24 protein-coding genes and 3 pseudogenes are annotated in these 23072 nt (G+C 72.4%); 16 read left to right on the forward strand and 11 right to left on the reverse strand.

Annotated elements, in window-relative coordinates; translation table 11 throughout:
• Positions 1-15 precede the first annotated feature (15 nt).
• Complete coding sequence (locus I4Q55_RS35720) at positions 16-720, forward strand: 2OG-Fe dioxygenase family protein (RefSeq protein ID WP_206794519.1); 705 nt, start codon at positions 16-18, stop codon at positions 718-720.
• A 3-nt stretch (positions 721-723) separates the two neighbouring features.
• Here I4Q55_RS35720 and I4Q55_RS35725 read toward each other — a convergent pair whose 3' ends face one another.
• The gene (locus I4Q55_RS35725; RefSeq protein WP_206794522.1) at positions 724-1173 is read right to left on the reverse strand and encodes a nuclear transport factor 2 family protein; all 450 of its coding nucleotides are present in this window, start codon (positions 1171-1173) and stop codon (positions 724-726) included.
• 112 nt (positions 1174-1285) lie between these two features.
• Here I4Q55_RS35725 and I4Q55_RS35730 point away from each other — a divergent pair, with 112 nt between their 5' ends.
• Entirely contained in the window at positions 1286-2152 is an 867-nt protein-coding gene (locus I4Q55_RS35730; RefSeq protein WP_206794524.1) for a LysR family transcriptional regulator, read from the forward strand.
• A gap of 3 nt (positions 2153-2155) precedes the next feature.
• Here the strand turns inward: I4Q55_RS35730 and I4Q55_RS35735 are convergent, their stop codons facing one another.
• Entirely contained in the window at positions 2156-2533 is a 378-nt protein-coding gene (locus I4Q55_RS35735) for an STAS domain-containing protein (RefSeq protein ID WP_206794527.1), read from the reverse strand.
• Positions 2534-2696: 163 nt separating this feature from the next.
• Here I4Q55_RS35735 and msrA point away from each other — a divergent pair, with 163 nt between their 5' ends.
• From msrA to I4Q55_RS35755, 4 genes are all read left to right on the forward strand, one after another.
• The gene (gene msrA, locus I4Q55_RS35740; RefSeq protein WP_206794529.1) at positions 2697-3212 is read left to right on the forward strand and encodes a peptide-methionine (S)-S-oxide reductase MsrA; all 516 of its coding nucleotides are present in this window, start codon (positions 2697-2699) and stop codon (positions 3210-3212) included.
• A 321-nt stretch (positions 3213-3533) separates the two neighbouring features.
• Entirely contained in the window at positions 3534-5810 is a 2277-nt protein-coding gene (locus tag I4Q55_RS35745; protein ID WP_206794531.1) for a M4 family metallopeptidase, read from the forward strand.
• Positions 5811-5952: 142 nt separating this feature from the next.
• Positions 5953-6936, forward strand: coding sequence for an ATP-binding cassette domain-containing protein (locus tag I4Q55_RS35750; RefSeq protein ID WP_206794536.1), 984 nt, complete (start codon positions 5953-5955; stop codon positions 6934-6936).
• Positions 6933-7736 (forward strand): ABC transporter permease, encoded by an 804-nt coding sequence (locus I4Q55_RS35755; RefSeq protein WP_206794539.1) that lies wholly within the window; start codon positions 6933-6935, stop codon positions 7734-7736. Before I4Q55_RS35750 ends, I4Q55_RS35755 begins: the two co-directional genes overlap by 4 nt.
• 21 nt (positions 7737-7757) lie before the next feature.
• Here the strand turns inward: I4Q55_RS35755 and I4Q55_RS35760 are convergent, their stop codons facing one another.
• Entirely contained in the window at positions 7758-8183 is a 426-nt protein-coding gene (locus I4Q55_RS35760; RefSeq protein ID WP_206794541.1) for a nitroreductase/quinone reductase family protein, read from the reverse strand.
• Positions 8180-8725 (reverse strand): DUF6069 family protein, encoded by a 546-nt coding sequence (locus I4Q55_RS35765; protein WP_091314851.1) that lies wholly within the window; start codon positions 8723-8725, stop codon positions 8180-8182. Before I4Q55_RS35765 ends, I4Q55_RS35760 begins: the two co-directional genes overlap by 4 nt.
• 103 nt (positions 8726-8828) lie before the next feature.
• Here I4Q55_RS35765 and I4Q55_RS35770 point away from each other — a divergent pair, with 103 nt between their 5' ends.
• The 4 genes from I4Q55_RS35770 (at position 8829) to I4Q55_RS35785 (ending at position 12524) form a co-directional block, all read left to right on the forward strand.
• The gene (locus tag I4Q55_RS35770; protein ID WP_206794543.1) at positions 8829-9794 is read left to right on the forward strand and encodes an SDR family NAD(P)-dependent oxidoreductase; all 966 of its coding nucleotides are present in this window, start codon (positions 8829-8831) and stop codon (positions 9792-9794) included.
• A gap of 37 nt (positions 9795-9831) precedes the next feature.
• Positions 9832-11478, forward strand: a complete 1647-nt coding sequence (locus I4Q55_RS35775) for a protein kinase (RefSeq protein WP_307793405.1) — start codon at positions 9832-9834, stop codon at positions 11476-11478.
• Between the two features lie 201 nt (positions 11479-11679).
• Positions 11680-11964: a hypothetical protein gene (locus I4Q55_RS35780; protein WP_206794545.1), complete on the forward strand. Its 285-nt coding sequence runs from the start codon at positions 11680-11682 to the stop codon at positions 11962-11964.
• A gap of 17 nt (positions 11965-11981) precedes the next feature.
• Positions 11982-12524 carry a YciI family protein gene (locus I4Q55_RS35785; protein WP_206794547.1) on the forward strand — a complete coding sequence of 181 codons (543 nt, stop codon included), beginning with the start codon at positions 11982-11984 and terminating at the stop codon, positions 12522-12524.
• Here I4Q55_RS35785 and I4Q55_RS35790 read toward each other — a convergent pair.
• From I4Q55_RS35790 to I4Q55_RS35800, 3 genes are all read right to left on the reverse strand, one after another.
• Positions 12502-12987 (reverse strand): GNAT family N-acetyltransferase, encoded by a 486-nt coding sequence (locus tag I4Q55_RS35790; protein WP_206794549.1) that lies wholly within the window; start codon positions 12985-12987, stop codon positions 12502-12504. The genes I4Q55_RS35785 and I4Q55_RS35790 overlap by 23 nt on opposite strands.
• Positions 12984-13730, reverse strand: a complete 747-nt coding sequence (locus I4Q55_RS35795; RefSeq protein ID WP_206794551.1) for a Sir2 family NAD-dependent protein deacetylase — start codon at positions 13728-13730, stop codon at positions 12984-12986. The genes I4Q55_RS35790 and I4Q55_RS35795 overlap by 4 nt, the downstream gene beginning before the upstream one ends.
• Before the next feature lie 242 nt (positions 13731-13972).
• Positions 13973-14659, reverse strand: coding sequence for an alpha/beta hydrolase (locus I4Q55_RS35800; protein WP_206794554.1), 687 nt, complete (start codon positions 14657-14659; stop codon positions 13973-13975).
• A gap of 98 nt (positions 14660-14757) precedes the next feature.
• On the opposite strand from I4Q55_RS35800, the gene I4Q55_RS35805 reads away from it, so the two are divergent.
• A complete protein-coding gene (locus I4Q55_RS35805; protein ID WP_206794556.1) occupies positions 14758-15723 on the forward strand; it encodes a YafY family protein in 966 nt (321 codons plus the stop codon).
• Positions 15724-15746: 23 nt separating this feature from the next.
• On the opposite strand, the gene I4Q55_RS35810 is transcribed toward I4Q55_RS35805, so the two are convergent.
• Both I4Q55_RS35810 and I4Q55_RS35815 read right to left on the reverse strand, forming a co-directional pair.
• A complete protein-coding gene (locus tag I4Q55_RS35810; protein ID WP_206794558.1) occupies positions 15747-16256 on the reverse strand; it encodes an AAA family ATPase in 510 nt (169 codons plus the stop codon).
• A 254-nt stretch (positions 16257-16510) separates the two neighbouring features.
• Positions 16511-17509: an SLBB domain-containing protein gene (locus tag I4Q55_RS35815; protein WP_206794560.1), complete on the reverse strand. Its 999-nt coding sequence runs from the start codon at positions 17507-17509 to the stop codon at positions 16511-16513.
• A gap of 172 nt (positions 17510-17681) precedes the next feature.
• Here I4Q55_RS35815 and I4Q55_RS35820 point away from each other — a divergent pair.
• The 3 pseudogenes from I4Q55_RS35820 to I4Q55_RS51075 all read left to right on the forward strand — a co-directional run.
• A pseudogene (locus tag I4Q55_RS35820) lies at positions 17682-18065 on the forward strand (alkaline phosphatase family protein); the annotation flags it as partial.
• Positions 18066-18069: 4 nt separating this feature from the next.
• Positions 18070-19248: pseudogene (locus tag I4Q55_RS35825) on the forward strand (MFS transporter); the annotation flags it as partial.
• A pseudogene (locus I4Q55_RS51075) lies at positions 19249-20052 on the forward strand (hypothetical protein); the annotation flags it as partial.
• A 13-nt stretch (positions 20053-20065) separates the two neighbouring features.
• Here the strand turns inward: I4Q55_RS51075 and I4Q55_RS35835 are convergent.
• A complete protein-coding gene (locus I4Q55_RS35835) occupies positions 20066-20410 on the reverse strand; it encodes a MerR family transcriptional regulator (protein WP_206794562.1) in 345 nt (114 codons plus the stop codon).
• 58 nt (positions 20411-20468) lie between these two features.
• Here I4Q55_RS35835 and I4Q55_RS35840 point away from each other — a divergent pair, with 58 nt between their 5' ends.
• Complete coding sequence (locus I4Q55_RS35840; protein ID WP_206794564.1) at positions 20469-21263, forward strand: aminotransferase class IV family protein; 795 nt, start codon at positions 20469-20471, stop codon at positions 21261-21263.
• Between the two features lie 3 nt (positions 21264-21266).
• Here the strand turns inward: I4Q55_RS35840 and I4Q55_RS35845 are convergent, their stop codons facing one another.
• Positions 21267-21674 (reverse strand): hypothetical protein, encoded by a 408-nt coding sequence (locus I4Q55_RS35845; protein ID WP_206794566.1) that lies wholly within the window; start codon positions 21672-21674, stop codon positions 21267-21269.
• Between the two features lie 307 nt (positions 21675-21981).
• On the opposite strand from I4Q55_RS35845, the gene I4Q55_RS35850 reads away from it, so the two are divergent.
• Positions 21982-22944 (forward strand): glycoside hydrolase family 6 protein, encoded by a 963-nt coding sequence (locus tag I4Q55_RS35850; RefSeq protein WP_206794569.1) that lies wholly within the window; start codon positions 21982-21984, stop codon positions 22942-22944.
• The last annotated feature ends 128 nt before the right edge of the window (positions 22945-23072 follow it).

A 23072-nucleotide genomic window follows, 5' to 3' on the forward strand; every position in this document is an offset into this window, starting at 1 on the left:
CGTTGGGACCCACGCATGGCTTTGGATTTTCCCGTTCCCGAAGAACTCCGGCTGCACCGGAAGCGGCTCGACACCGACGGCTACCTCGTCGTGTCCGACGACGAGCTGGGCCTGCCCGGCGCGCGCCTGCGCGAGCACCTCCTGCGCACCTACTTCACCCCGGACGTCCTCCGCTGCTACCCCGGCGACATCCCCGCCGACCGGGAGCGGGCCCGGGACGTCGTCGAATACCGGTGGGACGGCGAAACCCCAGCACTGACCGAGCACCCCGAGATCGCCATCGAGGACCGCGGCGGGCGACCCGAGCGGCGCGAGTACGCCCGCACCCCGGTGGCCCACGATCCGCTGTTCGCGGCCTGGATCCGCGCCGCGCTCGGCCTGCTGCCCGCACACCGCCGCCGGCCGCGGGGCACGTTCGGCGTCAACATCTTCCGCACCTTCACCAACGTCGTGACGCGGCCGCACGCCGACGGCGAGGAGTTCGTCTTCGTCTACGTCGTGGACCGCGATGGCACCGGCGCGGAGACGACGCTCTTCCGCCCGGACGCCCCGGACACCGCGGTCCACCGGCAGCGGCTGGAACCGGGGCAGCTCATCGTGTTCGAGGACGCCCGGTTCCTGCACACCGCCAGCCCGCTGATCGCCCCGTCCGGCGGCCGTGCCCGCCGCGACGCCCTCGTGTGCACGGTGGACTACCCGCAGACCTACGGACTCGGCTGACGCTCAACCGAAGATCGCCACCGGATCGCCGGTGAACCAGGCGTTCTCGATGACGACGCGGCGCATCACCCAGCGGTCGCCGTCGCGGACCAGGTCGACGTCGTAGCGGTTCTTCAGCAGCGCGTGCGTGCGGTGGTGCGGGCTCAGCAGGTGCTGGGCCTCGACCAGCGCGGTCAGGTGGGCCGTGTCGCCGTCGACCGTCACTCGCGGGTTGGTCACCTGGTGCGTGGTGTCGACGCGGCCGGTGAACAGCGCCAGGATCGTGTCCACGATCGCGTCCCGGCCGGTCAGCAGCGGCGGCGACGCGCCCCACCGCGCGGCCGCCGGCCGGAAGTCGACCTCGGCGTCGGCGGCGAACGACGACGCGAACAGCTCGCGGTCCTTGAGGTCCTGGCCGAGCGCGAAGCGGTACAGCGCGTCGACGATCTCCAGGCGGTCGTGCGGGTCCGGCATCGAGGCTCCCTTTCGAGGTGGCTTGTGTGCCCCAGCGTGCTGACGCCCGCGAAGCCGATCAACGCGCTTCTGTGCCACGATCGTTAAGCACAAGTTGACGATGGGAGCCGGCATGCCGGAGTGGCGGGAGCTCGAAACGTTCCTCACGCTGGCCGAGGAGCTGCACTTCGGCCACACGGCCGAGCGGCTGCACGTCTCCACCGCGCAGGTCAGCCAGACGATCCGCAAGCTGGAACGGCGGATCGGCGTGCCCCTGTTCACCCGGACCAGCCGCCGCGTCGAGCTGACGCCGGTGGGACGGCGGTTCCGCGCCGACCTGGAGCCGGCCTTCTCCGCGGTCGGGGCGGCGCTGGCCAAGGCGGTCGAGGCCGGCCGCGGGGTCACCGGCACGCTGCGCGTGGCGTTCGGCGACGCGGCGGGCGGGCAGCTGCTCGCCGGCGTGGCCGAGCGGTTCCGGCAGCGCGACCCCGGCTGCCGGGTCGAGTTCCGGGAGGTGCGCCCGGCCGAGGTCCTGCCCTGGCTGCGCGAAGGCGAGGTCGACGTCGTCCTGGCCGGGCTCCCGCTCGACGGCCCGGACCTCGTCACCGGCCCGGTCCTGGTGCGGGAGCTGCGGTTCCTCGCCGTCGCGGCCGCGCACCCGTTCGCCCGCCGGGACGCGGTGCCGGTCGCCGACCTGGCCCGGGTCACCGTGCTGCGCTGCTCGCTGCCGGACCCCTGGCTCGACGAACACGCCCCGGCCGCCGAGCCGCGGCCGCGCGCCGGCCTCCAGGAGCTGCTCACCCTGGCCGGCGCCGGCGAGGGCGTGCTGCCGGTCGGCGCCCACATCCGCCGCTACTACCCGCGGCCCGACGTCGCGTACGTGCCGCTCAGCGGCGCACCACTCCTCGAATGGGCGCTCGTGTGGCCGGCCGGCACGGCGTCCGCGCGGGTGCGCGCCTTCGCCGAGGCCGCGGCGGACCTCGTCCGCGAGCCCGCCTGACGCTCAGCAAGACAACCAGCGCACCTCGAGCGGCTGGTAGGCGACGATCGTCGCCAGGCGGTCCGGGAACACCGGCACGCGGTCGCCGAGCCGGGTGTGGCGGACCACCCGTTCCACGCCGGTGCCGGGCGGGGCGACCAGGCACCCCGGCAGGTCCCGGTCCCGGCAGCGCTCGAGCGCCTCGCACAGGCGACGGACGCCGCGTTCGGAGAGGAAGTCGAGCCGGCCGAGGTCGATCACGAGCAGCCGGGGCCACGGCAGCTCGCACAGCGCGGTCTCGAGGACCGTCGCCCAGCGCAGCACCGTCGCGATGCCCGGCTCGCCGCGCATCTCCACGACGAGCACGCCGGGCCGTTCCGAGGCGATGTCGTCGTCGCGCATCGCGCCTCCTGGGAGCCATCCCGTCCCGGGCCCCATCGTCGCACGCCGGGCCGCCGGAGGCGATGGCCGGACGTCAGGCTTCCGTAACACCCGCGTGGAATCATCGGGGGTCCGGGGAAGTTGTAACGGGCGGTAGCACCGCACGAGGAGAAGGAGTGACGCCGTGACCACGTCAACCGAAAGGGCCGTCCTGGCCGGCGGCTGCTTCTGGGGCATGCAGGAGCTGTTCCGCCGTCAGCCCGGGGTGATCTCGACCCGGGTCGGTTACAGCGGCGGCGACGTCCCCAACGCCACCTACCGCAACCACGGCACGCACGCCGAGGCCATCGAGGTGATCTACGACCCGGCGCAGACGACGTTCCGCGACCTGCTCGAGTTCTTCTTCCAGGTGCACGACCCGACGACGAAGAACCGCCAGGGCAACGACATCGGCCTGAGCTACCGCTCGGCGATCTTCTTCGAGAACGACGAGCAGAAGCGGGTCGCCGAGGACACAATCGCCGACGTCGACGCGTCCGGGCTGTGGCCGGGCAAGGTCGTCACCGAGGTCGCCCCGGTGGGTGACTTCTGGGAGGCCGAGCCGGAGCACCAGGACTACCTCCAGCGCATCCCGAACGGGTACACGTGCCACTTCGTGCGCCCGGGCTGGAAGCTCCCGAAGCGCGAGAAGACCGCCTGACACCAGCACCACCGAAGGGCCCCTTCGCCGATTCCCGGCGAAGGGGCCCTTCGTCGTCTCGGACGCAGTGAAGATCGCCCGAACGGCGGTGCTCCCAGCTCAGTCCTCATTGGACAGACAGCATCGCGAATCCCAATAGTGGCGAATGTCCTTTTTGGGATGTATTGCGACATGCAGATAAGACCGTACGTTCGTCGCTTGTTCGCGAGGCTTCCACCCCGGATCCTGATTTCCGCTAAGCCGCACCATTTTCCCCGTCGTCCCCGTTCTCGGCCCGGCTCGACCCCGGGCCGGTTCGCCCTGCCCGGAGGAGAATCTTCGATGCACCTGAGACGTCCCTTCGTCTTGGCCGCGAGCGGCGCGCTGATCGCCGCGGTGTGCACGACCACCACCGCCCAGGCCCAGCCCACGACCCCGAACGCCGTCCCGGACGCCCAGGCCCTGGCCGTGTCGGCGGCGGCCGGGCTGGTGGCGAGCAGGCCCGCCGCGCTGCACGCGAGCGCGGACGACGTTTTCCTGGCCCAGCAGGCGATTTCCGCCACCAACGGCCTGAAGTACATCCCCTACGAGCGCAGCTACAAGGGCCTGGCCGTGGTGGGCGGCGACTTCGTGGTCGCGACCGACTCGACGGGCCGGGTGCTCGGCACCTCCGTCGCGCAGGACCAGTCGATCAACCTGGCCACCACCACGGCGAAGGTCTCGAAGGCCGCGGCGGAGGCGACCGCGCGGCAGCAGCTGTCCGCGGTCGACAGCGTCAGTCCCGCGCAGCAGGTCGTCTACGCGCTCGGCACGCCGACGCTGGCGTGGAAGAGCACCGTCGTCGGCCGCGACGCCGAGGGCCCGAGCCGGCTCGACGTCGTCGTCGACGCCGTCACCGGGAAGGTGCTGCGCACGCAGGAGCACGTCATGCACGGTGACGGCACCAGCGCGTACAACCGCCCGAACCCGGTGCACCTCGACACCACGCAGTCCGGCAGCACGTACTCGCTGAAGGACCCGAGCCTCACCAACGTCTCCTGCCAGGACGCGGCGAACAACACCACGTTCAGCGGGCCGGACGACCTGTGGGGCACCGGCAACGCGACCAGCCGTGAAACCGGGTGCGTCGACGCCCTGTTCGCCGCGCAGACCGAAAAGAAGATGCTCACGCAGTGGCTGGGCCGCAACGGCTTCGACGGCAGCGGCGGCGGCTGGCCGATCCGCGTCGGCCTGAACGACCAGAACGCCTACTACGACGGCAGCCAGGTCCAGATCGGCAAGAACACCAACGGTCAGTGGATCAGCTCGCTGGACGTCGTCGCGCACGAGCTCGGCCACGGCATCGACGACCACACCCCCGGCGGCATCTCGGGCGCGGGCACCCAGGAGTTCGTCGCGGACGTCTTCGGCGCCTCGACCGAGTGGTTCGCCAACGAGCCGTCCGGCGGCGACGTCCCGGACTTCCTCGTCGGCGAGACGATCAACCTGGTCGGCTCCGGCCCGATCCGCAACATGTACAACCCGTCGGCGCTGGGCGACAAGAACTGCTACGACAGCAGCGTTCCCAACGGTGAGGTGCACGCGGCCGCCGGCCCCGGCAACCACTGGTTCTACCTGCTGGCCGAAGGCACCAACCCGACCAACGGGCAGCCTGCCAGCACCACGTGCAACAACTCCACCATCACCGGCCTCGGTGTCCAGACCGCGCTGAAGCTCTTCTACAACGCGATGCTGCTCAAGACCTCCAGCAGCTCGTACCTGAAGTACCGCACCTGGACGCTGACCGCGGCGAAGAACCTGTTCCCGGGCAGCTGCGCCGAGTTCGACACCGTCAAGGCGGCGTGGGACGCGATCAGCGTGCCGGCCCAGTCGGCCGACCCGACGTGCGCGGCGACCGGCACGGTCACCGTTTCGAACCCGGGCAACCAGTCCACCGTGACCGGCGCTTCGGTGAACCTGCCGCTGTCGGCTTCCGGCGGCACCGCGCCCTACACCTGGTCGGCCACCGGGCTGCCGGCCGGCCTGTCGATCAGCTCGTCCACCGGCACGATCTCGGGCACCGCGACCACCGCGGGCACCTCGAGCGTGACGGTGACGGCGACCGACAGCGCGGGTAAGCCGGGCACGGCGTCGTTCTCCTGGACGGTCGGCACCACCGGCGGCTGCTCCGGCCAGAAGATCGCCAACGGCGGCTTCGAATCGGGCGCGACGAGCTGGACCGGCACGACCGGCTCCATCGGCCAGTGGGGCTCGCAGGGTCAGGCCGCGCACGGCGGCACGTACTCGTCCTGGCTGGACGGCTACGGCACCACGCACACCGAGTCGATCGCGCAGTCGGTGAGCATCCCGGCAGGCTGCCACGCCAGCCTGACGTTCTACCTGCACATCGACTCCGCGGAGACGACGACCTCGACCGCCTACGACAAGCTGACCGTGACCAACGGCAGCACGACGCTGGGCAGCTACTCCAACCTGAACAAGGCGTCCGGGTACGCGCTCAAGACGATCGACGTCTCGTCGGCCGCCGGCGGCACCCTCGCGCTGAAGTTCACCGGCACCGAGGACAGCTCGCTGCAGACCTCGTTCGTCATCGACGACGTGGCCGTCACGCTGAGCTGACGTTCGGAAACTGGGGAGGCCGGGTGAACCGGCCTCCCCGCTTCGCTTTCCGGTCACGCTTTCGGTGAACCCGGGATAAACCCGGAGGACAAATCGGGCGGCTTGGCCTAGCTTGTCGGGGTCACCTGAAGGGGGATCCGACATGCCACAGCCGGAGCCGGACGCCGCCGTCCGGGTACGCGGGCTCGTGAAGACCTACGGTTCGACGCGTGCGCTCGACGGCGTCGACCTCGACATCCCGGCCGGGCAGGTGCTCGGCCTGCTCGGTCCGAACGGCGCCGGGAAGACCACCACCGTGCGCATCCTGACCACGCTGCTGCGTCCCGACTCGGGGTCGGCGCACGTGGCCGGGTACGACGTGCTCGCCGAGCCCGACGAGGTGCGGCGGCGGATCGGGCTGTCCGGCCAGTACGCGGCCGTCGACGAGAACCTGTCCGGGTTCGAGAACCTCTACATGGTCGGGCGGCTCTACGGCCGGAAGAAGGCCGCGGCCCGTGCGCGGACCCGGGAGCTGCTCACGCGGTTCCGGCTCGAAGAGGCCGCCGACCGGCCGGCGAAGGGTTACTCCGGAGGCATGCGCCGCCGGCTCGACCTCGCGGGCGCGCTGGTCGCCGAGCCGACCGTCGTCGTGCTCGACGAGCCGACCACCGGCCTCGACCCGGGCGGGCGCCTCGACACCTGGGCGGTCATCAAGGAGCTGGTGGCCGACGGCACCACCGTGCTGCTGACCACCCAGTACCTCGAAGAGGCCGACCAGCTCGCCGACTCGATCGTGGTGATCGACCACGGCCGGGTGATCGCGCGCGGCACGGCCGACGAGCTGAAGGCCCAGACCGGCGGCGAGCGCCTCGAGCTGGTCGTGGCCTCGGCCGCGGACCTGCCGGCCACTTTGGACGTGCTGCGCGAGGTCGGCACCGGCGAGCCGTCCGGCGACGACCACACGCGGCGTGCCGAAATCCTCGTCGACACCGGGCCGAAGGCGCTGATCGAGGCGCTGCGGCGGCTCGACTCCCAAGGCATCACGGTCCAGGACGTCGGCCTGCACCGGCCGACGCTGGACGACGTCTTCCTGTCCCTGACCGGCCACGGCGCGTCGGCCGATTCCGCCGAGGAGGTGGCGAAGTGAACGCGCTCGCGAAGAGCATCTCCGACGGCGGCATCGTCACGTGGCGCAACCTGATGAACGTCCGCCGCAACCCCGACTGGCTGATGGCGGCGACGCTGCAGCCGATCATGTTCGTCCTGCTGTTCGCGTACGTCTTCGGCAACGCGATCGGCGGCGAAGCGGGCGGCGCGGCGTACCGCGAGTTCCTGATCGCGGGAATCTTCGCCCAGACGGTGGCGTTCAACTCGGCGTTCACGGTCATCGGCTTCGCCAACGACCTGCAGAAGGGCATCATCGACCGGTTCCGCTCGCTGCCGATGTCCCGGATCGCGGTGGTCCTCGGCCGCACGACGTCCGACCTGGTGGTCAGCGTGGTGGCGCTGATCGTGATGTCGGCGTGCGGCCTGCTGGTCGGCTGGCGCATCCGCGGCAGTTTCTGGGACGCGCTGCTCGGTTACCTGGTGATGCTGATGTTCGCGTGGGCCCTGTCGTGGGTGGGCGCGCTCATCGGGCTGGCGGCCCGCAGCGTGGAGGTCGCGCAGAGCGCGGGGCTGATCTGGATGTTCCCGCTGAGCTTCATCTCCTCGGCGTTCGTCCCGACGGACACGCTCCCGGCGTTCCTGAAGGCCATCGCGGACTGGAACCCGTTCACGGCGGTGATCAACGCGACGCGGGACCTGTTCGGCAACCGGTTCGGCGCCCCGCCGACGGGCTGGCCGGCGGAGAACGCGGCGCTGTACTCGATCCTGTGCTGCGTGGCGATCATCGCGATCTTCGCCCCGCTGGCGACGGCGCGCTACCGCCGGGTGGCGAGCAAGTAGGACAGTCCGAAGCGGACTAGCTCAGTCCTCTTCGGACAGTTCCACGATCGGGATCACCCGTTTCGCCTGCCGGGCCTTCGCCTGGTGATCGGCCAGGAACGGGTACTCCTTCTCCAGCTCCGTCCAGGTCCGCACGTAGTCCGCGCCGAGCAGCGGCAGCGCCTCGGCGTCGAACGACCGGCCGTCCACCTCGACCCGCACCCGCGGATCGGCCACCAGGTTCAGGTACCAGTCGGGGTGCCGGGGCGCGCCGACGTTCGACGCCACCACCAGCCACCGCGCGCCGTCGCGGTGGATCATCATCGGGACCGTGTACGGCTCGCCGGACGTCCGGCCCGTCGTCGTCAGCAGGGCCAGGTGCTCACGGTGCATGCCCTCGACCTCGCCGCCGGCGCGGAACTGCTCGATCACCCGGCGGTTGGTCTCCCGGATGTCCACGGCGGTCACCGGTCGTAGTACCGGGTCGGCGGGTCCTGCTGGGTCCACTGCTGCCGGGTCGGCGGCGGGGGCGCCGCGCTCTGCTGGCTGCGACGCCGGTGCAGGGTGCGCGCGCTGGCCGCCATGCTGTTGACGACCGCGGCGATGACGAGCCCGATGACGAGGTTGATGACGGCCGTGGCGATCTTCGCGCTCGGCGCGACCGTCAGGGTCAGCGGCAGCACCACCGCGATCAGCGTGACCAGCACCATGATCCAGCCGAAGAACTGCGACGGCGCCGGCGTCGCCACGCTCAGCAGATGCATCAGCCCGGTGGCGAGCAGGGCCACCGCGGCGGCGACCAGCGCGTACGTCGTGGTGCTCGCGTTGCCCCAGACGCCTTCGCCTTTTGGGGCGAGCACTTCGACCTCGAAGATCCCGCGTGCGATCAGCAGCCCGACGACCGCGAGCAGGGCCGCGACCACCGCCGTCGCCACGCCGCCCGCCCACAGGCGGCGCGCGTCGATCCCCGGGCGGACGTCCTGGGGCTGGTTCCCGTAGTAGTCGGACATCAGAGCCTTCCTGGGTCGGCTGCGCCTCTCCCCCGATTGTCCCCCGTTTCGGCTCCGCCCGCGATTTGCGCTGGAGTGCGCTCCAGCTCGTAGCGTCGGTGCCATGACCACCGCACAGCACAAGATCGGTTCGGGCTTCGGCGCCACCACCACGGCCGCCGAAGCCGTCGCGGGCACCGACCTCACCGGGAAGCTCGCCGTCGTCACCGGCGGGTACTCCGGGATCGGCCTCGAAACCACCCGCGCGCTGACCGGCGCGGGCGCCCACGTCGTCGTCCCGGCCCGCCGCCGCGAGACCGCCGGGGAAGCGCTCGCCGGCATCGACGACGTCGAGGTCGACGAGCTGGACCTGGGCGACCTCGACAGCGTCCGCGCGTTCGCCGAGCGGTTCCTGGCCACCGGGCGGCGGATCGACCTCCTCATCGCCAACGCCGGCATCATGGCCTGCCCCGAGACCCGCGTCGGACCGGGCTGGGAGGCCCAGTTCGCCACCAACCACCTCGGCCACTTCGCGCTGGTCAACCGGCTGTGGCCGGCGATCGCCGAGGGCGCCCGGGTCGTTTCGCTGTCCTCGCGCGGCCACCACTACTCGCCGATCCGCTGGCACGACGTCCACTTCGAGAACGGCTACGAGAAGTGGCAGGCCTACGGCCAGGCCAAGACGGCGAACGTGCTCTTCGCCGTCCGGCTCGACGAGCTGGGCGCCGAGAGGGGCGTCCACGCGTTCGCGCTGCACCCCGGCGGCATCATGACGCCGCTGCAGCGGCACCTGCCGCGGGCGGAAATGATCGAACGCGGCTGGATCGACGAGGCCGGGAACTACCTGATGCGGTTCAAGACGCCCGAGCAGGGCGCCGCGACCACGGTCTGGGCCGCGACGTCGCCGCAGCTGGCCGGGCTCGGCGGGCTGTACCTGGAGGACTGCGACGTCGCCGAGCTCGCGCCGGACGACGCCGAGGGCCTCGCCGAGTCCGGGGTCCGCGGGTACGCCGTCGACCGCGAGCAGGCCTCGCGCCTGTGGAGGCTGTCGGCGCAGCTCACCGGCGTGGACGCGTTCGCGCGGCCCTGACTGTCACGCCGGCGGGCCCGCGGACGATACTTTCTTCGTGATCTTCCGACGTTTGCCGGGCACGGGACCGGGGTACTTGGCGCCCGTGGCCGACGAAGCCGGGAGAACCGGGCGCCCGCCGACGGGCGACGAGGCGGGCGCCACGTGCGGTCGATACGCACTCGGCGAGTTCGCCATCACCCCGCGCCGGGCCCTCGACGACGAGCGGCCGCCGGGACTGCTCGGCGAGCGCTACGAGGTCGGCAGGCTGATCGGCAGCGGCGGCACGGCCCGCGTCTACCGGGCCTACGACACCCAGCTGAACCGCGAGGTCGCCGTCAAGATCTACGACCGCGACGCGGTCGCACTCGACCAGCGGCGCCGGCTGCGCGAGATGACGATCCAGGGCAGCATCAGCCACCCCGGCGTGGTGGCGCTGCTCGACAGCGGCACCGAGCACGGCCGCACGTACCTGGTGATGCAGCTCGTCGAGGGCGAGAACCTCGCGGAGCGGCTGCTGAGCGGCCCGCTGCCGGCGTCGGAGGTGCTGGCGCTGGCCGACGGGCTCGCCGAGGCGCTGGCCCACGTCCACGCGCGGCGCATCGTGCACCGCGACCTGAAGCCGGCCAACGTGTTCCTGTCCGCGAACGGCCCGCTGATCGGCGACTTCGGCATCGCCCACGCCCTCGACGCCACCCACATCACGGGCACGGGCCTGATCCCGGGCACGGCGGCGTACCTGGCGCCGGAGCAGGTGTCCGGCGAGCCGGCCGGCCCACCGGCGGACGTGTACGCGCTGGGCTTGATCCTGCTGGAATGCCTGACGGGCCAACGGGAGTACCCGGGCACGATGGTCGAGGCGGCGATGGCCCGGCTGACCAGGCCACCCCGCGTCCCGGAGGACGTGCCCGCAGCCCTGGCGTACACGCTGCGCCGGATGACGCAGCGCGAGCCGGCCGACCGGCCGACGGCCGCGAAGGTGCCGGACATGCTGCACGCCCCGCCGCCGACGCTGCCGTGGAGCCGACCGGGCCGCAGCCCACGGTGGCGTCGCCGTTCAGCAGCGGCTGCGGGCCGGCACGACGCGGTGGTGTCGCCCAGCCCGGCGCACGGCGGCGCGGCACTCCACGACACGACCGCAGCCCTCAGCCCGGCGAGAGGTGAGCCGGGATCCGCTGGAGCGATCACCCCTGGTGGGGCCGCGAACCCCGGCACGGCAAGAGGCGCTGCAGCTCACGAGGCAGCCATCACCCCTGGTGGGGCCGCGAGCCCCGGCGTGCCAGCTGACGGCGAGCCCGCCACAGCCGTCGCTTCCCCGGCCGGCCCCCCAGGCCGCCGGCGGCTGGTCGCCGCGGCCGGGCTGACCGCCGCCGCCGTTGCCGCCTTGTCGGCCGTGCTGCTCGTCGATCGGGAAGCCGGGACCGGCACGCCCGCGCAGCCGCCGGCCGCGAACCCGCCCGCCGTTTCCGCCACGTCCGCCGCGTCGTCCACCCCGTTCGCCGAGCCGGGGACCCGGGCGCCCCGCCCCGGCGGGACCGGCGGCTCCGGCGCGCAGCCGGGCACCGGCGAACCGGCCTCGCTCGAACCCGCCGCCGAAACCCGCGAAACCCCGTCGCCGGCCGAGCAGCCCACCAAATCGGGCAAGCCCCCGAAGACCGATCCGCCCGGCAAGACCAAGGGCAAGGGCCCCGGCCACGACTCCTGACCGGGACCTCCGGCGCGCGAATCCGGGCCGAACGGCCCTGGTGCGCAAATCCACCATGAATGGCCGGTAATTCGATTCCGAGAATTGGGACTCGAACCAATAACGACGGGTAACCGCAGCCCGCCCCGGGCCGACTCACTCCACGGTGCCCCCGCCGGGAATCCCGTCCCGGCGCTTCGACGAACATTTCCGGAGGTCTGGATGAGTGTCCACGCTGCCCTCGCGCGGCCGGTTTTCCGCACACCGAGCGGCCGGCACGCCAAGCCCCGTCCCGCGTGGCCGCGGGTCGCCGGCCGGGCAGCCTTCCTGACGATCGCCCTGTTCTGCGCCGTTTCCGTCGTCGCCTTCGGGTGGCCGCCCGCGCTGCTGGCGGTGCCCGTGGCAGCGTTCGCGCTGCTCGCGGCGAGCGTGGTGAAACTGCGGTCCGCGAGCCGGAAGCTCGATACCATCCTCGCCGAAGAATTGCCCGGACGAGCGGGCGAGTGACCTGTGATACTCGGATCATGGAGTTCTTCTGCTACCACCGCGACCGCCCCGGGTCATCGGCGCTGCGGCAGCGAACGCTCGAAGCGCATTGGTCCTACATGGACGGCTACGCGGACCGGATGATCGCCCGCGGCCCGACCCTGGACGCGGACGGCACCCCCACCGGCAGCGTGCACGTCCTCGACCTGCCGGACCCGGCCGCCGCCCGGGCGTTCGCCTTCGACGAACCCACCTACCAGGCCGGCGGGTACCGGGACGTCCTGCTGCGCCGCTGGCGCAACGCCCTCGGGAAGACCATGTGGGACTCGCCCGGCGAACCGGCCGGCTACCTGGTCCTCGGCCTCGCCGAGGGCGCGCCCGCCGACACCGGAGTCCCGGCCGGGCCCGACCTCATCGCCTACGGCCCGCTCCTGTCCGACGACGGCGCCACCTGGCTCGGCACCGCCGCGCTGACGCGAGCGGCCACGCCGGACGCGCTCCTCACCCGGGATCGGTACGCCGCCATCGAAGTGCACACTTGGCGCTTCGGCGGCCGGGTCAGCGCAGGTCCAGCCACATGATCCGCAGCCCGACATCCCCCTCGTCCGGGTGCCGGAACGCCCCCGGGGCCGTCCCGAGCGTCACGAACCCCAGGCTCTCGTACAACCGGACCGCGGCCACGTTCACGTCGACGACCGCGTTGAACTGGATCGCCGCGAACCCGCTCCGCCGGGCCCAGCCGATCAGGTCCGTCGTCAGGGCCCGCCCCACGCCCGTGCCCCGCGCCTCCTTCGCCACCATCAGGCTGCCGGAGGCGACGTGGCTGCCGGGGCCCGGCCGGTTGGCGTACATGTTCGCCGTGCCGGTCACGCGGTCGCCGTCGAGGGCGACGACCACCCGGGCCGGTGGCGCGACCAGCCACATCCGCCGCGCGTCACCTTCGGTCAGCGCCGGGTCGTAGGCGAACGTCCGCTGCTCGGTGACGACGTCGCGGACGATCGGCCAGATCGCGGGCCAGTCGCCGTCGCGCGCCTCGCGGATCATCGGTTCCCCACCGCGGCGCAGAGTTCCGGGACGACGGCCTCGATGTCATCCCGCAGCACGAAGGCGGCATCGTCGTCGTACGGCGTCGGATCGCGGTTGACGACGACCAGCGTCGCGCCGGCCCGCACGGCGACCGTGCACAGCGACGCCGCCGGCTCCACCTGCAGCGAACTGCCGATGGCCAGCAAGAACCCGCTCGCCGCCGCGATGTTCCGCGCGTGGCCCAGGACGTCGGCGTCCAGCAACTGTCCGAAAAGGACGACGTCGAGCTTGAGGATCCCGCCGCAGTGCGGACACGACGGGTCGTCGTCACCCGACGCCAGGATCTCGGTGGTCGGGAACCCGGCCGCGCATCCGGTGCACCGCGTGGTGTGCATGCTGCCGTGCAGTTCGAGGACCTTGCGCGCGGCAAGGCCGGCCCGCTGGTGCAGGCCGTCGACGTTCTGCGTGAGCACCCGCACGGCGACGCCGGCGCCGTCGAGCTCCGCCAGCGCGCGATGAGCCGCGTTCGGTTCGGCGCGCCAAGCGGCGTGCCCCGCGTAGGTGCGCCAGAAGTCGCGACGCACCTCGGCGTCGGCCATGAAGTTCGCGAGCGTGAAAGCGTTGACAGCACTCGGCGTGCGCGTCCAGACGCCTTCGGGGCCGCGGTAGTCGGGAATCCCGGACGCGGTCGAGATGCCCGCGCCGGTCAGCACGGCGATCCGCCGGGCGCCGCGGAGCCGGTCGAGCAGCTTGCCGTCCATGGTGGTGAAGGCTAACGGCCCGCTCGCGGCGGCACGACCGGATTTGCGCCCGGGCACCGGACCGTCGGCGAAGGCTGCGCGGATGCGGGACTGGGCGGCAGCCGGACGACGCGAAGGAGCTCGTCGCCGAGGTCCACATCGTGCTCGGCCAGTGGCCCGTTCGGCATCGGAGCGGTGATCGGCGGTGGCGCCAACGCCACCGTGGCGGCCCTGGCAGTCCGAGCCGCCCGGCGCCGCCGATGTCATTTCGGACCGGCCGCGGCCGCGAGCAGCCGGGCGAGTTCGGCCGGCTTCGTGTGCATGGGCCAATGCCCGGAATCGAGGTCGGCGAAGCCGAGGTCCCCGACCCGCGCGAGTTCGGGGATGTCGCCGGCGCCGATCCACTCCTGGGCCTGGGCCGGGGTGAACTCGGGGCACACGACCGTGACCGGGACGCCGAAGCGTCGCTCGTCGGTCAGCCGCACGATGCCGGTGGCGACACCGCCGGGCACGGGGATCGCGGCGGCGGCGAAGGCGCGCCTGGCCTCCTCGTCGAGGTCGGCCGCGTCCGGTCCCTCGAACGGTTCCCAGCCGGGGAACGGCATGACTCCGTCCCGCAACTCGAAGAAATCGGCGTACGGCTTCCCGTCGGCGGCCGGGAAGCCGCCGACGAGGACCACCTTGGCGACCTTGTCCGGACGCGCGTCCGCGGCCAGCCAGGCCAGGGTGGCCGCGGCCGAGTGCCCGACCACCACGGGCTTTCCGGAGGCTGCGTCCACGGCGGCGAGCACGGCCGCCACCTGGTCCTCGAGCGTGGCGGAGGTGGATCCGTCGCCCTGTCCGGGCAGGGTCAGCGGCACCGGGCGGTGGCCGTGCGACCGGAGCGCGGCCGCGACGCCGTCCCAGACGGATCCGTCGAGCCACAGGCCGGCGACGAGGAGGATGTCCATGATCAGGTCTCTTTCTCCCGTGCGGTCGGGGCTCACGCTAGAGCCAGTTCCGGACAATCCGCTTCCGGTTCCCTGGCATGATCGCCTAGCCTGCCGATGTGCCGAGCGAACTCAGCCCCACCGCCCGGGCACTGCGCGCCCTGGAGATCCTCCGAGCGCGCCCCGGCACGACGGCCGGCCAGCTCGCCGAGAGGCTGGGCGTCACCGAGCGGGCCGCCCGCCGCTACGTCGGGATCCTCCGCGAGGCCGGCATCCAGGTCGAGTCGGCCCGTGGGCCGCACGGCGGGTACCGGCTCCGGCGGGGAACGCGGCTGCCGCCGATCGTGTTCACCCAGGCCGAGGCGCTGGGCCTGGTCATGGCGGTGCTCGACGGCCAGCCGGAAGCCACCGACGCCGACGACCCGGTCGGCGCGGCCCTCGGCAAGGTCATCCAGGCGCTGCCCGAGAACGTCGGCCGGCAGGCGGCCGCCCTGCGCGAGCACGCCAAGGCCGCGCCCGACCGGTACTCGGCCCGCCCGGATCCCGCCACCACCAGCGCACTCGTCGCCGCCGTCGCCGCCCGGCGCCGGGTGCTGATCACCTACCGGAGCGAGTCCGGCAACGCGTGGCAGGCCGAGGTGGACCCGTGGGCGGTCGTGGTCCGCCACGGGCGCTGGTACCTGCTGTGCCGTTCCCATCGGGCGGACGCGATCCGCACCTACCGGGTCGACCGGGTTCGCGCGGTCGGGCAGACCGCGCACGAGTTCGAGCCACCCGGCGACCTCGACCCGGTCGCCGCGTTGGAGGAGAACCTGGGCACGGGCTGGGAATTCCCCACCCGCGTCGTGTTCGACGCCCCGCTCGCCGAGGTCGCGCCCTGGATCCGGCCGCCCATGGGACGGCTTCGACCTTCGGGGGACGGCTGCGTGCTCGTCGGCAGCACCAGCAATCCGGCGATGTACGCGCAGGAGTGGCTGTCGACCGTGCCGTTCGCCTTCCGTGTCCAGGGCGGAGACGAGCTGCGTGCCGCGGTCGCGGAGGTCGCGTCACGCTTTGCCGCGGCCCTGACGCCGCAGGACTCCTAGCAGCGCCACTTCTCCGTCCGGGTTCACCCGGCCGCGCGGAGGATGTCGGCGACCACCGCGGGGATGTCCGGCTCAGTGGTGGTGTCGACCTCCACCAACGGGCCGGCGCCGAGCGGGCGGACGGGTTCGCCCCACAGTTCGGCCTCCTCACGTGCCAGGTCGAAATGGCCCGGATGCCGGTGCGGGGCACGCGCGTAGTAGCGCGCCCGGGCGATCTCGAGGGGCACCACACAACGCACTTCCACCACCCGGCCCGGCAACTGCGCCACCAGGGGCGCGGTGTAGCCGAACCAGGTGCTGTCCAGGACCGCGCCGGGGCAGCGACGCGCCACCCGCAGCGCCGCCAGCACCGCCGCCCGGCCCAGCCGCCGCGACTCCTCCACCGTGCGGGGACGTCCCAGCTCCTCCGCGAGCGCTTCCTTGATCTCGTCCTTGGCCAGCACCGGCAACCCCAACCGCGGGCCGAGCGCGGCCGCCAGCGTGCTCTTGCCCGCCCCAGGCCAGCCACCTACCAGCACGAACACGAACCTCATCCGATCGGCGCGGGATCGGCCGGACGGAACAACAGTGCTGCGCCAGACAGCCGTTCGCTTCCCATTCTTCTCCCCTGACATCCCGGACAGCTGACCTTTTTTCCCAGCATCACCTTGCCGCGCCCGGTTGAATCCGACCATGAGAATGCGGAAGCTGTACGCGACAATGTCAGCGATCGTCACACTGTTCGCACCGAAATCAACGACGCCGGTCTTCTCGTGCGCTGGGATCGCACCGGAGCCACCTACACCGTTCACGCGACACCGGCCGGGACCCGGCACCGGCCGCCCGCCCGGTGTGCGCGGACGTCGGCGTCGAAGACCCGCAACGCGCTCGCGACGAGGCGAGCCGCGCCGTGGCCCGGCGGCAGCGGGAGGCGGCAGGCCGGTTCCGCGAAGTCCGCCACGATCGACGGCGGGCCGGCCATACCCGGCCCGCTCTGCCGGGCCGGGTCCGCCGCCAGGAACGCCAGCATCCGCGCGGTGTACTCCAGCCCGCAATCGCGCGCCGGGAGCGCGTGGACCGCCGCGATCCCGGGCCGGCCGGCACCGAGGTCCGCGGTCCACGTTCCGCCGGCGAGCACCGCCTGCACCGGTTCCGCTTCGCCCCCGGCCGCGTCCAGCACGCCGGCCAGGGACGTCCCCGCGGCCACTTCGACGACGCCCGGCCGCCGGACCGCACCGGTCACCGTGACGAGTTCGGTCCGGGACGCGCGGTAGTGGTGCGGCCCCAGGAGCACCACCGACGCCAGCTGCGCCAGTGTCTCCACATCGGAGACCAGGGCCGGCCGGCCGCGGACGAACGCGGTCTCGCCGGTGACGTCCCGGCGCGGCACCGCCACGACCCGTACCGGCACCCGGTCATCGCGCTCGCCGAGGGCCGCGGTGACGCTCGGCAGCGCCGGGCCTCCCACGTGCACGCGGAGGACGGCCTCGGCGGCGCCGATGGCGTGCGCGGCGAGTTGCAGGCCGTCGAGCACGTGGTGGGGCGAAAGCGCCAGCAGCGCAACGTCTTTCCGGCTCAGCGGATCGCCCTCGCACCCGGTCGCGACGACGATCGAGTGGGTCGCCCGGGCCGCGCGCAGCTTCGTCGCCGTGGGAGAGCCGCCGCCGCGCAGGCCGGCCGCCTCGACAGCGGCGATCAACCGGTCACGGCCGTCATCGCCGTGATAGGCGACCCACGGCACGACGCCGTTGCGGCGCCGGTGGCCGGCCAGGTCGAGCCGGTGCGGCGGCAGGATGCGGGGTTCCATGCGACCGAGTGTCGGCACCGTTCCTTTGAACGAGCTGGGAACGACCTGTCAAAGCCCTGGCGCACCAACGAAAGGAGGTTGACGCCGGAAATCATTCACCCACTCTTTCCGTTGTCCGCCGGAAGTTTCCCGGTGTTCACGAACCGGACCACAGCACCTCACGAACCGGTCCCCCGCCGCGAGCAACGTCCGGTTTTCGACCTTCCCGTCCGACTTCACCCAGCTGCCGACCGTTTCGTTCGTCACGCCCGATATGTGCTCAGACATGCACGACTGCTCGATCGGCACCGGCGACACCTGGCTGAAGCAGAACCTCGACGCCTACGCCCAGTGGGCCAAGACGCACAACAGCCTCCTGATCACCACGTTCGACGAGGACAGCGGCACGTCGGTCAACCAGATCTTCACCACCTTCACCGGCGGAGGAGTCAAGGTCGGCAGCTACAACGAATCGATCAACCACTACACCGTGCTGCGCACCATCGAGGCGGCCTACGGTCTGCCCGGCATCGGCGGCGCCGCGAGCAAGTCGCCGATCCTCGACGTCTGGCAGTAACCGCGTGTACCTCGCCACCATCGGTCGCCGGGAGCACGCCGCGAAGGGCAAGCTCTCGGCGGTCGGCGCGAACGTCTTCGCGCTGGGTGCCGTCAGCCTGGTCACCGACGTGTCCTCGGAGATGGTCACCGCGGTCCTGCCCGTGTACCTGGTCCTCGGGCTGCACCTGAGCCCCGCCGCGTACGGGCTGGTCGACGGCCTCTACACCGGCGCGACGGCGTTGCTGCGGGTCGCCGGCGGGTACGTCGCCGACCGCGTCCGGCGACGCAAGGTCGTGGCCGGCGCCGGCTACGCGCTGTCCGCGGTCGCGAAGCTCGGCCTGCTCGCGGCCGGGGCGTCGGCGGCCGCGATCGGCGCGGTGATCACGCTCGACCGCACCGGCAAGGGCCTGCGGACCGCGCCACGGGACGCGCTGATCACGCTGTCGGCGCCCGAACCGCTGCTCGGCCGGGCGTTCGGCGTGCACCGGGCGATGGACAGCATGGGCGCGTTCGCCGGGCCGCTGGTCGCGCTCGCCGTACTGGCCGCGGTCGGCGCGACCGACCCGGAGGCGTTCGACGCGGTGTTCGTCGTCAGCTTCTGCATCGCCGCCATCGGCGTGCTGCTGCTGGTGCTGTTCGTCCGCGACCGCCGGACGCCGAAGCCGGCGGTGAACCCGGTTTCGCCCCGGGCCGCGGCCGCGTTGCTGCGCGGCCGCGGCGTGCGACGGCTGCTGGTGGCCGCCTGCGTGCTCGGGCTGGCCACGGTCGGCGACGGGTTCGGCTACCTGCTGCTGCAGCACAAGGAGGACATCGCCACCGGCTGGTTCCCGCTGCTCGCCGTCGGCACGAACCTCGGCTACCTGCTGCTCGCCGCGCCGCTCGGCGTGCTCGCCGACCGGATCGGCCGGCTGCCGGTGGTGCTCGTCGGCTACGGCGCGCTGGCGCTGGTCTACCTGCTGCTGGCCGGGCCGGTGACCGGCTGGCCGCTGATCGCGGGAGCCCTCGCGTTGTACGGCGCGTTCTACGCGGCGACCGACGGCGTCCTCATGGCGCTCGCCGGCCCGCTGCTGCCGGAGTCGTTGCGCACCACCGGGATCTCCCTGGTCCAGACCGCGCAGGCGCTTGCGTACTTCGCCTCGTCCGTCCTCTTCGGACTCGCCTGGCACTGCTGGGGCCCGGACCACGCGATCGCCGTCGCCGCCGACACCGACCGCGGGCACGTCACCACGGTGTCCGCCGGCGACCCCGGCGGTGCGCGCACGGTGTCGCCGCTGGCGTGCGCACGGGTGTACGCCGCCGGCGGCACCGGGCTCTGCCTGCGCCAGGACGGCGACCTGACCACCTACCAGCTGGCAGTGCTCGACCGGAACCTCGCGGTGCAGCGGGAGATCCCGCTGGTCGGGCTGCCGAACCGGGCGCGGGTGTCGGCGAGCGGCCGGATGCTCGCGTGGACGGTGTTCGTCACCGGCGACTCGTACAACGGCGGCATGTTCTCCACCCGCGCCGGCATCCTCGACACCGCGACCGGCGACCTCGCGGGCACGTTGGAGGACTACGCGGTGACCCTCGACGGCAAGCCGTACCAGGCGGCCGACCTCAACTTCTGGGGCGTCACGTTCACCCGCGACGACCGCCACTTCTACGCCACGATGTCGACGGCCGGCCGCCGCTACCTGGTGGCGGGCGACTTCGCCGCGCACACGATCCGCACACTGCGCGAGAACGTCGAGTGCCCCTCGCTGTCCCCGGACGGGACGCGGGTGGCGTTCAAGTCCGCTGTGGACGGCGACCCGGCCAACGGCTGGCGCCTGTCGGTGCTGGACCTGGCGGGAGCGAAGGTGACGCCGCTGGCGGAGACCCGCGGCGTCGACGACCAGCCCGCCTGGCTCGACGACCGCACGATCGGCTACGGCCTGCCCCGCGGCCCGGGCCACGCGGACGTCTGGTCGGTCCCGGCCGACGGCGCGGGGTCGCCGCGGCTGCTGATCCCGGACGCGGAGTCCCCCGGCGGCCCTGTGATCACCGTTCGGTGGCCGAAAGCAGCGCGGCGAGCGCGGTCCGCGCGCTCTGCAGCGTGGCGAGCTTGCTGTCGATGCCGCGCAGCTGCTCCCGGAGCACCGGCGCCGCGCAGTGCTCCAGTTCGAGCCCCGGCCCGGCCACGCACGGCAGGACCTCACGGATGACGCTGGTGGACAGACCGGCGGCGAGCAGGGTCCGGATGTGCCCGACGACGGCCGGGGCGTCCTCGGCGTACCGGCGGTGGCCCTGTCCCACCCGCTGCGCGGTGAGCAGGCCCTGCTCCTCGTAGTAGCGCAGCAGCCGTGGACTGACGCCGGTCGAGCGCGCCAGCTCCCCGATCTTCATGTGATCTCCCCCATCCGCGGTTGAACCTCACACCGGTGTCAGATTCTAGGGTGCCGGTATGGCCCTCTTCGTGACACAACGCAACGGACGACCGGCGACGGCCGAGGAGCTGGCGCCGCTCGCGTTCGCCGGTTACGCCCACTTCACCGCCATGCAGGTGCGCGGTGGCCGGGTGCGCGGCCTCGACCTGCACCTGGACCGGCTGCGGTCGGCGTCGGTGGAGCTGTTCGGCCGGGCGCTGCCCGACGACCGGGTGCGCTCCTTCCTGCGGTCGGCGCTGGCCGCCGGCCCCGGTGACGTCTCGCTGATCGCGACGGTGTCTTCCGGGGAGTTCACCGCGGGCGCGGGCGCGGAACCGGACGTGCTGGTCCGCACCGGCTCCCCGGCCGACGGGCCGGCCGGGCCGCTGACGCTCGCGATCAGCGAGCACGAACGCTTCCTCCCGCAGGTGAAGCAGGTCGGCGAAGCGGCCAAGACCTACCTGCTGCGCCAGGCCGCCGACGCGGGCGCCGACGACGCGGCGTTCGTCGACCGTCAGGGCCGGTTCAGCGAAGCCACCATCTGGAACCTCGCATTCTGGGACGGCACCTCGGTCGTCTGGCCCGAGGCCGCGATGCTGCGCGGCATCACGATGGGCATCGTGGGCAGGCAGCTCGACCGCCTCGGCGTGCCCCAGCGCGTCCGGGAGATCACACCGGCCGATCTGCCGGATCTGGCGGGCGCCGTGGTGATGAACTCGTGGACGCCGGGCGTGGCGGTCAGCCGGATCGGCTCCGTGCCGCTGCCCGCCGCACCGTCCTTCGTGGAGCTGCTGCACCGCGCGTACCGGGAAGAGCCGCTCACCGCGCCCTGAGGGTCAGTCCAGTTTGCGCAGTCCCTCGAGGATGCGGCGCATCAGGTCCGTGTCCGGGGGCGCGAAAGCGAACCGCGGCGCCGGAGCTCCGGCGGTGGCCGGGCGCGGCGGCGGGAGGGCACCGGCCACGCGGGACGGCAGCCTGGCCATGGCGGGTTCGCGGCGGGTCTGCACGGGGATCGGCAACGTCGGCAGGGCGACCGTGCCCGCTTCGGCCAGCCGCCGCGTCACCAGCTCGCGGCGCAGGCGCGACTGGATCCCGGCCACGGTGAAGTCCGGCTCCTGGCCGGGTTCGGGTGCGGCCGGGCGGCGGGGCCGCCGTCGTTCCAGGGAGATCGCCCAGGCCGCCGCGGCGAAGGCCGGCAGCAGCAGCCCGGCGACGATCGCGAGACCCGGCAGGTCGACGGCCATCAGGCGGCCCCGGGCACAGGTAGGAGCATGACGTTCACTTCCGGACGGACGGTTCTTCCGCAGCATGGCCGACACCTGGATATTCGATATTAACGAATTTTCGCGGACCCCGAAGCCCATCATGAATGACGGTCGACGCTCCCGCAAGCGGCCGAACGGGGTCGCCCGTCCGGACGGTAAAACTGCAGCTCGGCACGGATTCGCGGCAGGTACACCGCGGCCCTCACCCAGTAGTACGGACACGGGTTCGATCCGGTTCACCGCGTTTTTGTACGATTCGTGTACGCCGCGCCGGCAAACTGGGGAAATGCGTATCCGGACCTGGCTCGTGGCCGCCACGCTGGCGCTCACCGGGCTCGCCCCCGCGTCCCCGGCCCTCGCCGCGGACGGCAACCCGCTCGAGAAGACCAACGGCTTCTACGTCGACCCGGACTCGAACCCGGCGACGTGGGTCCGCGACCACCCCGGCGACAGCCGCGCCGGCTCGATCCGGACGTCGATCGCGACCAAGCCCGGCGCCCGCTGGTTCGGCAACTGGAGCGGAGACATCCGCGCGACGGTCGACTCCTACACCTACGCCGCCGACGTCGCCGACAAGCTGCCCGTGCTGGTCGCCTACAACATCCCGGGCCGCGACTGCGGCGGCGAGTCCACCGGCGGCGCCGGTAGCCCGCAGGCCTACCGCGACTGGATCTCCGCGTTCGCCGACGGCATCGGCGGCAAGCCGGCCATCGTGATCATCGAGCCGGACGCGCTCGCCCAGCTCGACTGCCTGCCCGGCGACGCCCGCCAGACGCGGATCGACCTGCTGAAGTTCGCCGCGACGCAGTTCGCGCAGAAGGCGCCGAACACGTGGGCCTACATGGACGGCGGCAACGCCACCTGGATCCCGGCCGCGACGATGGCTTCGCGGCTGAAGTCGGTCGGCGTGCAGTCCATCCACGGCTTCGTGCTGAACGTGTCCAACTTCTACACGACGGCCGAGTCGACGACCTACGGCAAGGCCGTCGGCTCGGCACTGGGCTACGCGGCGCCGTTCGTGGTGGACAGCAGCCGCAACGGCGCCGGCCACGGCAACCCCGACGACAAGCTGTGGTGCAACCCGCCGAAGCGCAAGCTCGGCGCCACGTCCCAGCTCGGCGGCGGCCCGGAGATGCAGCTGTGGATCAAGGTCCCCGGCGACTCCGACGGCAGCTGCGGCTACGGTCAGGGCGTCCCGGCGGGCACGTTCAGCCCGGAGCTGGCCACCCACCTCATCAAGGGCGACTGACCAAGCGCCCCAATGGGGTTGTTTCATCGTGGTTTGTGCTGGTCAGGTCGGGTTGAGGGGGTGTGGTAGTGCTCAAGCGGGGCCTGGCCGGGCGTTGTCGCGGACGTTCTGTTCGTGCTGGGTGAGCA

It is taken from the genome of Amycolatopsis sp. MtRt-6, from assembly GCF_017308975.1.
GTDB lineage: Bacteria > Actinomycetota > Actinomycetes > Mycobacteriales > Pseudonocardiaceae > Amycolatopsis.